Annotated in this window: 17 protein-coding genes; 3 read left to right on the top strand and 14 right to left on the bottom strand. The window is 32.6% G+C overall.

Going from position 1 to position 14778, the window contains the following annotated elements; translation table 11 throughout:
- Positions 1 to 84: 84 nt before the first annotated feature.
- The 8 genes from JOC47_RS12270 to JOC47_RS12305 all read right to left on the bottom strand — a co-directional run bounded on the left by JOC47_RS12270 (position 85) and on the right by JOC47_RS12305 (position 7389).
- A complete protein-coding gene (locus JOC47_RS12270) occupies positions 85 to 1017 on the bottom strand; it encodes a hypothetical protein (RefSeq protein ID WP_204702380.1) in 933 nt (310 codons plus the stop codon).
- A gap of 11 nt (positions 1018 to 1028) precedes the next feature.
- Positions 1029 to 2597, bottom strand: coding sequence for a hypothetical protein (locus JOC47_RS12275; RefSeq protein ID WP_204702381.1), 1569 nt, complete (start codon positions 2595 to 2597; stop codon positions 1029 to 1031).
- A gap of 265 nt (positions 2598 to 2862) precedes the next feature.
- A complete protein-coding gene (gene larC2 / locus JOC47_RS15800) occupies positions 2863 to 3285 on the bottom strand; it encodes a nickel pincer cofactor biosynthesis protein LarC2 (RefSeq protein ID WP_204702382.1) in 423 nt (140 codons plus the stop codon).
- Positions 3285 to 4193: a nickel pincer cofactor biosynthesis protein LarC gene (larC, locus tag JOC47_RS15805; protein WP_204702383.1), complete on the bottom strand. Its 909-nt coding sequence runs from the start codon at positions 4191 to 4193 to the stop codon at positions 3285 to 3287. Before larC ends, larC2 begins: the two co-directional genes overlap by 1 nt.
- Positions 4194 to 4299: 106 nt before the next feature.
- A complete protein-coding gene (locus tag JOC47_RS12290) occupies positions 4300 to 5451 on the bottom strand; it encodes an aldo/keto reductase (RefSeq protein ID WP_204702384.1) in 1152 nt (383 codons plus the stop codon).
- A 285-nt stretch (positions 5452 to 5736) separates the two neighbouring features.
- Complete coding sequence (locus JOC47_RS12295; protein ID WP_204702385.1) at positions 5737 to 6210, bottom strand: flavodoxin family protein; 474 nt, start codon at positions 6208 to 6210, stop codon at positions 5737 to 5739.
- 46 nt (positions 6211 to 6256) lie between these two features.
- A complete protein-coding gene (locus JOC47_RS12300) occupies positions 6257 to 6844 on the bottom strand; it encodes a TetR/AcrR family transcriptional regulator (protein WP_204702386.1) in 588 nt (195 codons plus the stop codon).
- A gap of 41 nt (positions 6845 to 6885) precedes the next feature.
- On the bottom strand, positions 6886 to 7389 hold the full coding sequence (locus JOC47_RS12305) for a DUF3795 domain-containing protein (protein WP_204702387.1): 504 nt from the start codon (positions 7387 to 7389) through the stop codon (positions 6886 to 6888).
- Between the two features lie 234 nt (positions 7390 to 7623).
- Between JOC47_RS12305 and mntA the strand changes: the two genes are divergently transcribed.
- Positions 7624 to 8064, top strand: coding sequence for a type VII toxin-antitoxin system MntA family adenylyltransferase antitoxin (mntA, locus tag JOC47_RS12310; protein WP_204702388.1), 441 nt, complete (start codon positions 7624 to 7626; stop codon positions 8062 to 8064).
- On the top strand, positions 8027 to 8449 hold the full coding sequence (gene hepT, locus JOC47_RS12315) for a type VII toxin-antitoxin system HepT family RNase toxin (protein ID WP_204702389.1): 423 nt from the start codon (positions 8027 to 8029) through the stop codon (positions 8447 to 8449). Before mntA ends, hepT begins: the two co-directional genes overlap by 38 nt.
- 92 nt (positions 8450 to 8541) lie before the next feature.
- Here hepT and larB read toward each other — a convergent pair whose 3' ends face one another.
- A complete protein-coding gene (gene larB / locus JOC47_RS12320; protein ID WP_204702390.1) occupies positions 8542 to 9306 on the bottom strand; it encodes a nickel pincer cofactor biosynthesis protein LarB in 765 nt (254 codons plus the stop codon).
- A 162-nt stretch (positions 9307 to 9468) separates the two neighbouring features.
- Between larB and JOC47_RS12325 the strand changes: the two genes are divergently transcribed.
- Positions 9469 to 9942, top strand: coding sequence for a hypothetical protein (locus JOC47_RS12325; RefSeq protein WP_204702391.1), 474 nt, complete (start codon positions 9469 to 9471; stop codon positions 9940 to 9942).
- Here the strand turns inward: JOC47_RS12325 and JOC47_RS12330 are convergent.
- Genes JOC47_RS12330 through JOC47_RS12350 form a run of 5 tightly spaced genes read right to left on the bottom strand, consistent with a single transcriptional unit; the run spans position 9923 to position 14770 of the window.
- Positions 9923 to 10675, bottom strand: coding sequence for an EFR1 family ferrodoxin (locus JOC47_RS12330; protein WP_204702392.1), 753 nt, complete (start codon positions 10673 to 10675; stop codon positions 9923 to 9925). The two genes, JOC47_RS12325 and JOC47_RS12330, sit on opposite strands and share 20 nt — an antisense overlap.
- Positions 10676 to 10712: 37 nt before the next feature.
- Complete coding sequence (gene tsaA / locus JOC47_RS12335; RefSeq protein WP_204702393.1) at positions 10713 to 11813, bottom strand: tRNA (N6-threonylcarbamoyladenosine(37)-N6)-methyltransferase TrmO; 1101 nt, start codon at positions 11811 to 11813, stop codon at positions 10713 to 10715.
- An 18-nt stretch (positions 11814 to 11831) separates the two neighbouring features.
- Positions 11832 to 12593, bottom strand: a complete 762-nt coding sequence (locus tag JOC47_RS12340; protein WP_204702394.1) for an ATP-binding cassette domain-containing protein — start codon at positions 12591 to 12593, stop codon at positions 11832 to 11834.
- Positions 12590 to 13657 carry a FecCD family ABC transporter permease gene (locus JOC47_RS12345; protein ID WP_204702395.1) on the bottom strand — a complete coding sequence of 356 codons (1068 nt, stop codon included), beginning with the start codon at positions 13655 to 13657 and terminating at the stop codon, positions 12590 to 12592. The genes JOC47_RS12340 and JOC47_RS12345 overlap by 4 nt, the downstream gene beginning before the upstream one ends.
- A gap of 12 nt (positions 13658 to 13669) precedes the next feature.
- Positions 13670 to 14770 carry an ABC transporter substrate-binding protein gene (locus JOC47_RS12350; RefSeq protein ID WP_204702396.1) on the bottom strand — a complete coding sequence of 367 codons (1101 nt, stop codon included), beginning with the start codon at positions 14768 to 14770 and terminating at the stop codon, positions 13670 to 13672.
- Positions 14771 to 14778: the final 8 nt, after the last annotated feature.

Consider the following 14778-nt stretch of genomic DNA (forward strand, 5'->3'; position numbering starts at 1 on the left):
TTTTATCACCTATTAATAATATAACCAAAATCTATCTATTTATACATCAAAATAAGTATATTTGATTATAAATAATTAAACTGTTTAGAAACCCCCAACCTCTGGAGCTACTAATATATCTAAAAGTCCACGCAAAACTCTCGCTAGTGTCAAAGGAGTAAGAGCTAAATTTCTTACATTTTCAATCAAAGTTAATCCTCTTAACATAAACCCATACATGACTTCAGCTGAAATGGCATTTAATACTACTTCTTTTTTATAAAACAGAAGCATTTCCAGTCCATATTTCAATATTTCAGGGTTGAATTGTGAAGTGTCTAAATTACCCTTTTTATCTATTATCGTCCCTACTTTTCCAACTGAATCCTGCGAAAAATCTCCATCTTGTACTAGTTCTTTATTAACTTTTTTCATCGTAGCATCCCAAGCCGGTCTATCTATGGCGAAATAATCTCCTGGTAATTCAAAAAGATCCTTGAATTTATCTAAAAACTTACTAAACCAATCAATTTCTTTTTCTTTGTCTCTTGCAAAAGGAGTAACATCTATTGTCTTTTCTTTCCCTGCTTGAGCTGCATCTTTAAAAATATCTGTTATCGAATGTATATCAGTCCATTTATCATCATATCCTATTTTTATTCTATCTGCCTGAGCAGATATGAAAGTTAATACATTATCTGCTATATAACAAGCGTCTGATATCTCTTTAGTTATTACCTCTGTATTCGATACCTCTCTCATTTCTTCTAATTCTTCAAATACTAATTCTAAATTCTTTCTCACTACTTGATAATAAGATTGGATATTATCTCCATAACCTCTTTTATATGGTGGGATACAATAGGTTCTCATTGTAACCCATTGCCCATCTTCTTCGTTTCCTTCGATCATCTGATTATTATTATTATATCTAAAGTTACTACTATTACTATAAATTTTATTATTATCTGCTTCGATTGCTTCTTCTTTAATGAATTTTCTTAATCCTTTTTCATTAAGCCCATAATTTTTTGCCATTTCTCAGCCTCCTATTTATAAATATAGTTATACTCAACCTTTTTTTCCTCATGTTTATTATTCACATTTTTAAATAGTTTTTTTCCTGCTTTATCATAATAATCTTCAGACCTATTTATAAGCTTTGTTTCTCCAAAGTAAAGTGATAAATTATTTTTTTTAAAATCTGCTCTCTTACTATTTTCCCAATATGTTTCATTGATTTCTAATCTTTCTCCTAGTTTATTTTTATTGGTCAATACTTTAATTAGTTTAAAATTAACTTTACTATCAGAATACATATATTTGAAATAAGCACTATACATTTCCTCCCCGGTTTTATTTTTCTTAGTTATTTTTATTTTTTGGTTTTTTTTATCTATATCAATATAATACCAACAAATAATTTCATCATTTAATTTACATTTCCATTCTATATCATCTTTAATATTATATTTATATTCCTTTATACTCATATGATTATGTTCCATATTATTTCTGTACCATCTTATAGGTCTATCTTTTTCATCAAAAAATCCTTTTTCTATATAATAAAGTTTTTTATTTTTATATCCTTTGGTTATCGTTTTATTATCTTTATTCTTAGTAATCATCTTGGTATTATGATAATAGTTATTACTTTCTTTTTTTATCAAATTTCCATCTTCATCATAATAATAATTAATAATATGCTTAACTTTACCTTTTAACTTTTGCTTATCTGATTTTAACAACCCTTTTTCATTATAAGAATATATATCTACATACACCTTATCAGGATTTGCCTTATCCACTTCTTTAACCACTTTACCTTCATCATTATACTGATACTCATTATATTTATAAACACTACCATTCCTAATATCCTTCTCTACCAAAATCTTAGGATCTTTTTCATTAGTATACTTTTTCAACAACTTTTCTTTCCCGTGAGACAATATCTGTTTATAAATTAATTTGTCATACTGATTATATTTATATCGCCATTCCATATCTATATAATCATTTTTGTTAACCAATTTCCTATAAATAATTCTATCTTCACTATCATATTTTCTTTCTTCCCATTCAATGATTTTCTTTTCTTTACTTAAATCATCAGGCAGATTATATTTCTCTCTCTTGATTAATCTGCCTTGATCATCATAATTAAAAATATCAACTTTTTTATGTGCTATCCCAGTTTTATCTTCTTTTTTAATCAATCTTTTCTTTACATTGCCTTGGTTATCATACTCATAAGTTGCTACTATTTTATTTTCTTCGTTATTTCCTTCTTCTGAGCTTACTTTTTTCTTTAAATTATCATTTTGATCATAAAAAAACTTACTAGTTGTAGTTACACCATAATCGTCTTTTTTCATCATGTAAGTTAATTTGCCTTCGTCATCATACTTATAATCTTCTATTACTTCTCCATTTTCTATCACTTGTGATAATAACTTCTCTTTATCTTCTGGAGTTTTTAGGTTGTGCTCCCAATCGTAGTTTTGAAAGCTATTGCTTGTACTAGTATTTTTACTATTTTCTTGGCAAGCAGTAACGGTGAAAATTAAAGTTAACATTAAAAATAATATTACTAGCTTTTTCTTTTGGCTCATTTTATAGTCAGTCCCTTCAATTAAAGTTTTCTCAAAATGACTGTCAAAGTGTTTCACAGCAACTTTAAAATTTTTTTGGCAAAGCTAATACCAGCCCTTAACATAATATAATCACTCCCATTTTTAATATTTTATTTAATTTACTTTTTATAAAATATTTTACAATTAAGTTATTCTTTTTCAGGTATTACTTTCCCTCTTTTTATCACAAAAAATATAAAAGTCGAGCCAATTTAACGGCTCGACTTTTATATCTTATCTAATTTTATATTTCAAAATTATCTTTTACAACTTGATAAACTTCCTTTAACGGCACATCAAATTTCTCCGCTATAGACTGACAATCATCATACTCTGGTGCATAATTAATTACTTTTCCCTCTTTTTTAGCAACTTTTACTGTTACTGGCGACCATTTAGTTTCAACTTCATAAAAATCACGCTCTAAACATTCTTTTTCTACTTCATATTTTCTAATTCCTAAAGTCGTAGTTTCTTTAAATAATGTATTTGCAATTTCTTCTACATCTTCTGCTTTAGCTAAGATACTGATCTTAACTGCAGGACGGTTCTTTTTCATCATAATATTAGTTAAATAAACATCCAAAGCTCCCTGTTCAAATAACTTAGGATATAAATGAGAATAAAATTCAGGGTTCATATCATCAATGTTAGTCTCAAGCATCATTAGAGTCTGTTTACTTTTTTTTTACCCCTATAAACACGCAATAAATTAGTAATTCCTAAATCTTTATCTCCTAAACCATAACCTGTACGGTCGATAGTCATCTCTGGCACCGGGCCAAATTCATCAGCTAAAGTCTTGATAATAGCTGCTCCTGTCGGAGTTACTAACTCGCCTTCTACTCCTTTAGAATAGACCGGCACATCTGTTAATATTTCAGTAGTAGCTGGCGCAGGCACAGGAATAGTACCATGAGCACACTCGACAAATCCTGTCCCAATATGCAGATTAGAGGCATAAACTTTATCTACATCTAATTCTCTAATACAAATAGCTACCCCTACAATATCAACAATTGAGTCAACTGCTCCTACTTCATGAAAGTGAACTTCAGATATATCTTTATCGTGTACTTTAGCTTCTGCTTCTGCTACTAATTGAAACATATTCAAACTTAGTTCTTTTACTCCATCAGCTAAATTACTATCATTAATTAAGTGCTTAATATCATGTAAATTCCTATGTTCATGATCTCCATGGTCATGACTGTGCTCTTCTTGAGACTCAGGACTGTGATTATGCTCGTGATCATCATGATTATGATGATTGTGATCGTGGTCATGAGTATGGTCATGATCGTGACTATCTCCATGGCTATGATCATGAGAATCTTCCCCTGCATGATCAGAACTTTCAGCTTTGTGACTATGATTATTTTCTATCTGTACTTGAAAATCCGTCCCTGTAATCCCACTTTTTTGAGCTTTGCTAATCTTTAATTGATAACCATCTAACTCAATCTTATTTAATTCACTCATTAATTTATCTTCTTCTACTCCCAAATCTAACAAAGCCCCAATTGTCATATCTCCACTAATTCCTGCTAAACAATCAAAATATAAGACATCCATGTTTAATCCCTTCCTATTCTAAATAGCTTATGACCTAGTAGTTTATATTTATTGTATCTTATTTTCCTTCTTCTTTGCAAATTATTAAGCCTTAGTCAATGATGTCTTAACTATTTTCAAAATATTCGACTGCTGTTTCTAATTCATCTATAATATCTAAATTCTGAGGGCAGGCCTCTTCACAGGCTCCACAAGCTACACAAGCACTAGCCCGTCCTGATTCACTAATAACATCCGTATTATGATATTCTCTTCGTTTCTGTTCTTCTAAATCAAATATTTTCGCTTCATTGTATAAAGCAAAAATTCCTGGAATTTCAACTCCCTCTGGACAAGGAACACAATATCCACATCCAGTACAATTAACAGGTACCATTGCTTCGTATTTATTAGCCACTTCCTCAACAATTTCTTCTTCTTTCTTACTTAATTGACCTACTCCGGAATTAGCAGCACTTTCTACATTCTCCTTAACCTGTTCTAAAGTACTCATTCCACTTAATACTACTGCAACTTCAGGCTGATTCCATAACCACTGTAAAGCCCAATCGGCTGAACTCCGTTCTGTTTTAGATTGAGCAAAAATATCTTTTATTTCTTCAGGCATTTCTCCTGCTAAGGTACCACCACGTAAAGGTTCCATTACTACTACTGGAATATCATTCTTATCAGCATACTTTAAACCTTTCTTCCCTGCTTGAAATTCTGTATCAATATAATTATATTGAATTTGACAGAAGTCCCAATCATAAGCATCAACCAACTCTTCAAATAGATCATAGTCATCATGGAAGGAAAATCCTATCTGGTCTATTTTACCTTCTGCTTTCATTCTTTCAATCCAATCAAATACATATTCTAATCCTAGATCCTTATAATTCTGCCAATGACCCTCATCAAGAGCATGAAGTAGATAAAAATCTACCTTCTCTATGTCTAATCTTTCTAATTGTTTATTTAAATATTTATCTAAATCTTCTCTACTTTCAACTTCCCATGAAGGAAGCTTAGTAGCCACTTTTACTTGTTCTCTATAGCCATCTTTTAGTGCTTCTGCTACAAGGTCTTCACTTTCTCCCCCATGATAAGGCCACGCTGTATCAACATAATTAACCCCATTATCAATTGCATAGCGCAGCATTTCTACTGCCTTACTTCTATCTATTCCCTCGTCAGCTTCATCTGTCGGTAATCGCATTGCTCCAAATCCAAGTGCTGAAACTTCCCAATCTAAATTGCCAAAATTTCGATATTGCATAAATTTATTGCCTCCTATAATAATGATTGAATTATCAACAAAGTTTATATTCACTTATATAAATTCACTTCTATTAAAATTTTATATCAATTTATTATTTATTTCATTTATATATTTGCTACATATCTATGCGCTTTTTTGTTCTTTTAATTATTTGATTAATTATACCTATCTATTAATCCTATCCCTAATCCTTTGAATATCTTCTTTTTATTCATTTTTATTTCCTTCTCATCAAATCCTCTAAATCAACCTCAGAATGGTGATATCTTATATTCCTTATTCCTAAAATAGTTCACTAGCCCAACCTTTAAGTTTAATTACAGATGTCTCTAAATTTTTTTCAGCATTTTTTAATTTCAATTCACTTACATAATCATTATCAGGCAGCAAGCTTTTAAAGTCTGCGAATACATGACCAGGATTAGTACCACTAGAACAAAACAAAGCAATGTTTTTACCCGATAAATTAGTATCTCTAATAAAAGTTCTAATTGGCGCAGCAAAAGTAGCCATCCACACCGGCATTCCTATAATAATATTATCATACTGCTCGAAATCAATATTAATCGGTTTTAACGCAGGACATTTTTTAAACATCATTAAAAATGGTATTTTAAACACCATCTTAAAAATCCCCTGCAAATCATTTTTTAATTCTAATTGATGACTATCTAACTTCAGCTCATTTTTTAGCTCTTCAGCAAGGTGTTTAGTTGTCCCTCCGTAAGAATAATAAATCAACAATGTTTTTTTCATTCTGCTCTCTCCTTTTTGTTTACATTTTAATGTCACACATAATAATTTATTTGCTTTTTAACTTTTGAATTAAAGTTTCATACAACTGCAGCGTATTTTCTAATATATAATCTTTAGCCTGCTCTTGGTCTTCAATATGCATCCTCCCTGAAATCAGCTTCACTAAATCACCATGAAAATAACCGTGCACCAAATCTACAATCCAATATTTATCTTCCTTACTAATTTGATTAGCTTGATTAAGAAACATAAATTCTATAAATTCATCACGCGGCTGTTGGATATTATTTTGATATACTTCTGTAGTTTTATCAGCTACATTTTCAATCCAAATAAATTTGTACCACCCCGGATGCTCTAAAGCAAAATCAAGTTGGGCTGCAAAAAAAGTATACAAATAATCCGCTTTATTTGCTTGCAATTCTTGTCTAACATAAGCAGCCCCCTTAATAATAGCAACTTCAATACACTTCAAATATAAATCTTCTAAACTAGCAAAATAATTATAAATACTAGTATGAGCAATTCCTACTCTCCTAGCTATTTTTCTCAATTTAACCTCTCGAATATCTTGAGTTTCATCAATTAGTGCTAACGTTTCTTCTATAATTTGTTGTTTAGTATTTTGCGCCATATATTATATTTCTCCTTTTAAAATTTAATTTCTCGAGATATTTATAAATCCACTGGAAATTGATCATTAAAATATTCATCTTGAATCTTTTTAGAATAGCCCTCATACCAATTGTCTAAGCCGTGTTTTTGAATTAAATGAAGATTAATAATCTTCGTATTGTGAGGTGCAATATCGGCTAAGACTTTGCTCGGATATAAGCTCTCACACGGAAATTCGTCACATTCAGAACAGTTATGAATTCCTTTTTCTTCTGTACACTGATAAATCTCACACGGTCCCTCTGATGAATGAAGCAAACAGTTGCCCTCTTCATTTCTACAACCTTTACATAGCGGTCTGTCTTTTGGGATTTTCATCATCCGGTTTAACATACCTAAGGTTATTTTTCTTTTCTTAGAAAATAAAGCCATTACAGCCAAGAAAGGTTTCAAGAGCATAATCAAAGGTTTTACTTGGCGCGGATCTTTACCACCATAATCATTATAAATTTCACAATGCTCACAATTAAGACCACAAGGTGCTGTCATCTCTTTTGCATTCATAAAACTCCCCTCCTAATTAATAGTAATCATACTTAACTACCATTGGTAGTTGATATGTTTATATTCTACTCTAGTATTAATATTTTGTCAATTATATTTAATTATTCCAACTCTAAAATCATCTGATTCTCTACCACCAAGAAACAATATCTTCAAACTGAAACCAGAGCCATTTTTTTGACCACTTAATTCCTATATGGTATAATAATTAAAACTTTAAATGAGGTGCTAACTATGAAGTTACCTTACAATAAATTAAAAATAATCGCTAAAGAATATAATATTAATTTAATGATCCTATTTGGGTCTTATCTGACCGAAAATTTCACTCAAGATAGTGATATTGATATTGCCATCCAAGCTGAAAACATCAAATTAATAAACCAACACAAATTAGAAATTTTAAATAAAATAGCTGCTACTTTTAACTATCAAGAAATAGACTTAGTTCTTTTAAACCATGTAGATCCTTTATTAAAACTTCAAATTGCTGAAAACGGAAGATTAATCTATCAAAAACAAGACTATCTATTTAACAATTTTAAAGTTCAGGCAATGCATGAGCACCAAGATGCAAAAAAGTTTTACGCTTTAGATGAAAAATTTATTGAAAACTATTTAAAAAAAGGTGATAACAATGGTAAATCAAGAATTAATCCACCGCAAGTTGACTAAATTAATTCAATATTTAGATGAGTTAAAAGCAGTGCAGGATTATACATTAGAAGAGTATTTAGATAATTACTTTATTAAACGTACTACGGAAAGATTAATCCAATTAATTGTAGAAGTAGCTACGGATATCAATGGTCATATTATTGTAGATGAAGGCCATAATCCACCTCATAATTATTATCAGTCTTTTATTAAATTAGGTCAACTAAACTTAATAAATGAAGATTTAGCCCAAAAACTTGCTCCTTCAACTGGCTTAAGAAATCGATTAGTTCATGAATACGAAGAAATTGACGATCAAATTGTATTTGAAAGTATCGAAACTACATTAGAACTCTATAGGCAATATATCAAAGAAATAAAAGACTTAGTAGAAAAAATCTAATCTCATCTCAAAAAAATAATTCCCCTCCAGCGAAACTAAGTCTGCCGAGGGGAATTATAAAAAATTATTTTAGATTTAAGATACAAAATTTCTTATTCTCTTGCAGCTTCAATCTGATTAATAATTGAATCTGCTAAGTAAGCTGCTCCAAAACCATTATCAATATTTACAACTCCTAAACCACTAGCACAACTATTAAGCATAGCTAATAAAGCTGCTAATCCATCAAAGTTAGCACCATAGCCTACACTTGTCGGTACAGCAACAATCGGCTTATCTGTTAAACCACTAACTACACTAGCAAGTGCACCTTCCATCCCTGCTACAGTAATAATTACATTGGCTTCTGCCATCTTATCTTTTTGGGCCAACAAACGATGAATCCCAGCTACTCCAACATCATAAGCTCGCTCTACTGTATTACCCATTACTTCAGCAGTAATTGCAGCTTCTTCTGCTACTTCTAAATCAGAAGTACCGCCTGTCATTACTAATATTTTACTTTCACTTAACTCTATTTCTTCCTTCTGAATCACTACAATTCTAGCTCGCTCATAATATTCCAAATCATCTGTCAGTTCTTTTAGCGCTTCATAAACTTCTTCATCAGCTCGAGTAGCTAAAATATTCTGATTACGTTCCATCATTTTTTCAACTATTCCCTTAATCTCATCAGTAGTCTTATCTTCACAATAAATAACTTCAGGATAACCATTCCTTAATCCCCGATGATGATCCACCTTAGCATATCCTAAATCTTCAAAGGGTAAATCACGCAAATTATCAAGAGCCTGATCTACCTCTAAATCCCCTTCTTTAACATTGTGTAATATATCTTTAATATCTTTTTTCTTCATAAATTTTCACCTTCCCTATTATAATTGAAAATTGAGAATGGATAATTAACAATTAAATTCAAAACCATAAAACAACAAAAACAGCTTAAAGCTAAAAAATAACAAATAAATGCATAATAAATTGCTCTAAAACTAATAATAAAAATAAAAAGGAGCAGTAATATGATGATTAAACCTAAAGACAAATATTCTTTTGGAATATTAGCTGCTATACTTGCCAATATTCCAATCAATATTTTAGATTATATCTTTTATGCTCTAGATATAAATCAATATCATATGTGGCATATCGCTGCCTCATCCTATTTCAAAACACAAGATACTGGTACTATCCCCGCATTAATCACTGGTGCAATTACTGATTATTCTACAGCAAGTATAATCGGCATTGCTATAATATATTTATTATACTTCACAGGAACAGAATATTTCTGGTTGAAAGGACTATCTATTGGAGCAGGGTCTTGGTTGTTTGCCTTTGGATTTATACTCCGAAAACACGTGAGCAGAATCGATCCTGTTGATCCTGGTACTAATCTATATCATATAGCAGAACATTATTTGCTAGGATTTCTAATTGCTTGGATTATAACTAAATATGGATCAAAATTACTAATTAACGATTCGACTGAATAATCTCTTTAAGCTTTACATTTTTATTTTTAAAACGTTTATCTCCCTGCTCCTTGCTGTGCTTGATTGCATTTTCAGGACACAAATTAATGCAAGCCATACATTCTTCACAGTGATGATGGTAGTCAGGCTTTTCTTTAACAGTAATATTGTCTACTGGGCAGACTTGTTCACAGACTTTACAGCTAGTGCAATCTTCTGTCACCGAAAATTTCTTATCGGCTGCACCTCGTTTGAATTGATAGAATTTATAACTAAAGAAAGTTATTAGTCTCTCCCACCACTTCTGCTTTAATAATGATTTTCTCTCTTGTTTAATATCATTAACTAGATTGGTTAGATTCTCTTTGATATTCTTGCTGTCTTCTTTAGCTAATTCTGCAGTAATATCATACAGGGGGAGATAATTATCTATCATTAACAACTCATTTGTATAGTCTAATTGAAGCCCCTCTTTTGCCGCCAATCTCTGGAAGTGATGAACTCCACTAGCAGAAAAATTACCATAGGTCATGACTGCAAAAATATAATCACTCTCTAATTCTACTTGTTCAATAAAGTTTCTGACAATTTGCGGTGTCCCCATATAATAGCAGGGAAAAACTAAACCTATTTTGTCAGCACTAAATTTCGTCTGTGAATGCTTTACAACTTGGGGGATGGAATATAATTCTCCGCCAATTTCTTTAGCTACCGCAAGACTATTCCCAGTTGCAGTAAAGTAAAATGTTTTCATTACCATCATCACCTCATTAAAATTAATAATTTAGTTTTTACACATGCCCAATCAACTCTAGCCCACGACCGTCAAGCTGTAGATAATTACTTTCCATGCAGGGCACACAGTAATCTTCGCCCTCAATTGTTACTTCTTTACCAGCCATGATCTTCTCTCCACATTCAGAACAGAATTTGTCTTCTTTAATTGGAGCATAATCTGGCACATCAATCTCTACTTCTTCTATTTTAAATAACTCTTCAATTGGATATTCTAATAACTCAAAGGCAATCTGCTGCCATTTCTTATTTAATCTCTCTTCTTCCTCAGCACTACCATTTCTTTGCGCAATTACTTTATCAAATAATTGACTAGCTTCAGGATAATTCTCATCTACTACATTATAATTCTCTAAATATAATCTAATTCCTGTTCCGTCTCTTGTAGCAACTGTGACTGCAGTTTTGCCGTAGTCACGATAAATTAAAGCATTATTACCAAAGGTACAGCCAGTCACATATTGAATCCCATCACTAAAACAACTATTAGTTTCTACTACAGCTACTATTTCTTCCATTCCCTGCGAAGACACATCTAATTCCTGCATTGCATAAGCTGCAGCTTTAACTCCTAGACTCACAAAAGGACAAAAATGACCATGCAATTCTCCTGCTTTTAATAATAATTTTTCCAAATCATTATCTTCAATCAATTTTTCAATTTCAGTCCGCGGCTGGGCTTGATGATGACCTTGGTGATGGTCTGTATCTGTATCAACTTGATCCATCAATTTAGAATAAGACTTAATATCTAAAATTGGCGTGCCGTCAATCGCATCTAAGCCTTTAACACGTAGCTGATTACCATCTTTAGCTAGCAATTCTACTGCTGTAACTCCTAAACCATTCGGCCGCTTAGGACTGCGGGAAGCAAAGACACCACGCGGTTCCCCAATCCTTTTAGGGCCAAATAATTTGTAATCATCAATTAAATGAAAATTAAAAATCACCTGTAAAGATTGACCTACTTCTAAACCTTCTAGACCTCTAGCATACTCTTCATCTATAACAAGTGTACTTTCATATTCTTTCATCTTTTCTGGATTAACTGGTTTTTCGAATTCACTTTTAACTATTCCGATCTTTTCCATATTCATAATATCACCTCTTTTAAATTATATCGGCCGTTCAGGAATAATAACCTTCCGCCCGCCAACATCTGCAACACTCACTTCCACTTCATAGACTGCTTCTAAATTTTCCGGCGTTAAAACCTCTAAGCCTCCCGCAGCAAAAATCTTGCCATCTTTTAAAATAATTATTTTATCACTATAGCGCGCTGCTAGACTTAGATCATGGAGGGCAATCACACTAGAAATATTATCCTTAATTTGAGCTTGAATTAAATTTAGTATTTCCAACTGATGTTTTAAATCTAAATTACTCGTTGGTTCATCTAAGAGCAGCACTTCCGGCTGCTGGGCCAAAGCTCTCCCGACCAATACTTTCTGCTGTTGGCCCCCACTCAATTGATTAATATTTCGCTGGGCTATATCTTCTAATCCTAATTCATCAATAATTGCAGCTACTATCTCTAAATCTTCATCCTGCGCCTTAAAATTAATATATGGCTTCCGACCCATCATTACTGTTTCAAAAACACTAGTCGGGAAATTCTTAGACTCTTCTTGTGGCACATAACCTACACACTTCGCCATTTCCTGCTGGTGATAATCAGTTGTTATATCGCCATCAATTAAGATACTTCCTACCTGCGGCTTTAAAATCCGATTAATGCATTTTAAAAGAGTACTCTTACCTGATCCGTTAGGGCCAATCAAGGCCAAAACTTCGCCGTGATCTAATTTAAAATTGACATCTTCTAAAACAGATTGACTCTGATAATTAAAATGGACACCATCAATTTCTAATTTCACCAGTACTTCCTCCCTTTTATAATCAAGTACAGAAACAATGGAACTCCTAAAAAAGAAGTTAAAATCCCTACTGGTAGCACTATTGGCGCAAGTATTGTGCGGGCTGCAGTATCAGATACAAGTAATAATAAGCCCCCCATCAATGCTGATAAAGGAAGCAAATATTTCTCATCACCACCGCTTATTTTGCGGACAATATGAGGCGCTACTAAGCCAACAAACCCAATAATTCCCACTAAAGAAACTATTAATGAGGTTAATAATGAGGCCACAAACATGCCGCCTAAACGTACTTTATCGACAGCAACCCCTAAACTTTTAGCAGTTTCATCTCCAGAATCAAGGGCATTATAATTCCAACTGTGATAAATAAAATAAATACTACCGCCTAGTACAAGTGCAGACATAAATCCTAACTCACTCCAAACCACTCGCCCCACATCACCAAAGGTCCAAAAGACAATTGATGCTATTTCAACATCACTGCCAAAGTATTGTAAAGCAGTAGTTCCTGCAGTAAATAAAGAGCCTAAAGCTACTCCAGTTAAGATCATCGTTTCTGTCGCTGCATTTCTATACTTTGCTACTGCTACAATAATTAAAGTAGTTAACATAGCACAAATAAAAGCTGCTCCTGAAGTAAAATAAGGATTATTAACTAATACTGCATCGGCACTACTGCTGTGGACTGATCCAGTCCCAAAAATAATAATTGAAAAGGCTGCCCCAAAGGCTGCCGCATGAGAAATCCCCAAAGTATAAGGCGAACCTAAGGGATTACGCAGCATACTCTGCATTACTGCTCCTGAAATAGCTAAGCCTGATCCTGCGACTACAGCCGTTAAAATCCGCGGTAGCCGAATATTCCAAATAATAGCCTGCAGCTTATTACTGCCTTGGCCTAATAAAACTGAGATAATGTTAGTTACAGATATTTCTACTGACCCACTTAATAACGACCAAATTACTGCTATAGCAATTAAAGTAATTAAGATTATTGTTAACCAGATTTTCTTATTTTGATGTTGTTGATATTCATCTATTATTTGCTGTTGTTGATTCAATTACTTCACCTCTTAGTTCGAATCTAAATTAATCTTTCTATAACCACCATATTCTTTAGCCAATTGATCATAGACTTTGGCCCCGACAAACTTCTGATAAATTTGGTCTGCTTTCTCCTCGGGATTAATATCAGCAAACTGCTCAGGATAAATCACTTGGCCCATATAGTAGGCATTTGCTAAAATAGTTGATGGGTTGCGATGATAATACGAATAAGGTAATAACCCATAGATCTGCTTTTCTTGGACTGCGTTTAGAGTCTGATATTCTTTATTTTTAGTTAAATCTCGTTTAATTAAATTCAAATTCATTTGATCAACAAAAATAATTTCAGGATTCCAATCAACTAACTTCTCTTTACTAATCATAACTGAACTAACCTGCTCAATCTCTTCTGGATTACTAAAATAATCTAAATTTAAAAACTCAAATGGTGGAAACGGAATCTTAGTTGAAACAATTCCATGTCCGCCGTGATGAGAAATTCCGCCAGCATAAACTCTCTTTTTCTGCTGCTTGGGAATATTTTTTGTACGGTCTTTTAAATCACTGATTAATCCTTCAGTATAATTTATTAATTCCTGCGCCCTTTGTTCTTGATTTAAAAGTTCTCCTATTAACTGCCATGATTGATATAACAATTCATCGCGGCTAGGTCCTATATCAACATATTTAACCCCTACGACGGGAATCCCAGTCTTTTGTTCTAAACTCTTAGCAGCTCCAGGGTCACCATAAAAGAAAATCAAATCAGGATTTTGCGCTAAAATCAATTCAGCTTCTCCACCATGGGGCGGGCCAATCGTCGGCAGTTCATCAAGTTCTGGATGAGCTATATTATAAGGACCTCCCCATTCACCCCATTGAGCTCTCTGTTCTCCATCTTCAACTCCTACTACTTTATCTAACACCTGCATATGAGTTAATAACCGCAAAGTACCTGGGCCAACTGCTACAACGCGTTCTATCTTTTGCGGTACTTCTACCTGACGTCCAAACATATCAGTAATTGTTTTTTGCGGTTGCGAATCCGGTTTCGCACATCCAACTAATATAAGTAACAAACATAATACTCCACTAATCAATACTTTTTTCTTAATTTTATACTCCACTGCTAATC

The sequence above is a fragment of the Halanaerobacter jeridensis genome (assembly GCF_016908315.1).
GTDB lineage: Bacteria > Bacillota > Halanaerobiia > Halobacteroidales > Halobacteroidaceae > Halanaerobacter > Halanaerobacter jeridensis.

Excerpts from the sequence above, each read along its gene's own strand:
- JOC47_RS12270 (WP_204702380.1), bottom strand. The coding sequence starts at position 1,017 with ATGGCAAAAAATTATGGGCTTAATGAAAAAGGATTAAGAAAATTCATT.
- JOC47_RS12275 (WP_204702381.1), bottom strand. The coding sequence starts at position 2,597 with ATGAGCCAAAAGAAAAAGCTAGTAATATTATTTTTAATGTTAACTTTA.
- larC2 (WP_204702382.1), bottom strand. The coding sequence starts at position 3,285 with ATGATGCTTGAGACTAACATTGATGATATGAACCCTGAATTTTATTCT.
- larC (WP_204702383.1), bottom strand. The coding sequence starts at position 4,193 with ATGGATGTCTTATATTTTGATTGTTTAGCAGGAATTAGTGGAGATATG.
- JOC47_RS12290 (WP_204702384.1), bottom strand. The coding sequence starts at position 5,451 with ATGCAATATCGAAATTTTGGCAATTTAGATTGGGAAGTTTCAGCACTT.
- JOC47_RS12295 (WP_204702385.1), bottom strand. The coding sequence starts at position 6,210 with ATGAAAAAAACATTGTTGATTTATTATTCTTACGGAGGGACAACTAAA.
- JOC47_RS12300 (WP_204702386.1), bottom strand. The coding sequence starts at position 6,844 with ATGGCGCAAAATACTAAACAACAAATTATAGAAGAAACGTTAGCACTA.
- JOC47_RS12305 (WP_204702387.1), bottom strand. The coding sequence starts at position 7,389 with ATGAATGCAAAAGAGATGACAGCACCTTGTGGTCTTAATTGTGAGCAT.
- mntA (WP_204702388.1), top strand. The coding sequence starts at position 7,624 with ATGAAGTTACCTTACAATAAATTAAAAATAATCGCTAAAGAATATAAT.
- hepT (WP_204702389.1), top strand. The coding sequence starts at position 8,027 with ATGGTAAATCAAGAATTAATCCACCGCAAGTTGACTAAATTAATTCAA.
- larB (WP_204702390.1), bottom strand. The coding sequence starts at position 9,306 with ATGAAGAAAAAAGATATTAAAGATATATTACACAATGTTAAAGAAGGG.
- JOC47_RS12325 (WP_204702391.1), top strand. The coding sequence starts at position 9,469 with ATGATGATTAAACCTAAAGACAAATATTCTTTTGGAATATTAGCTGCT.
- JOC47_RS12330 (WP_204702392.1), bottom strand. The coding sequence starts at position 10,675 with ATGAAAACATTTTACTTTACTGCAACTGGGAATAGTCTTGCGGTAGCT.
- tsaA (WP_204702393.1), bottom strand. The coding sequence starts at position 11,813 with ATGAATATGGAAAAGATCGGAATAGTTAAAAGTGAATTCGAAAAACCA.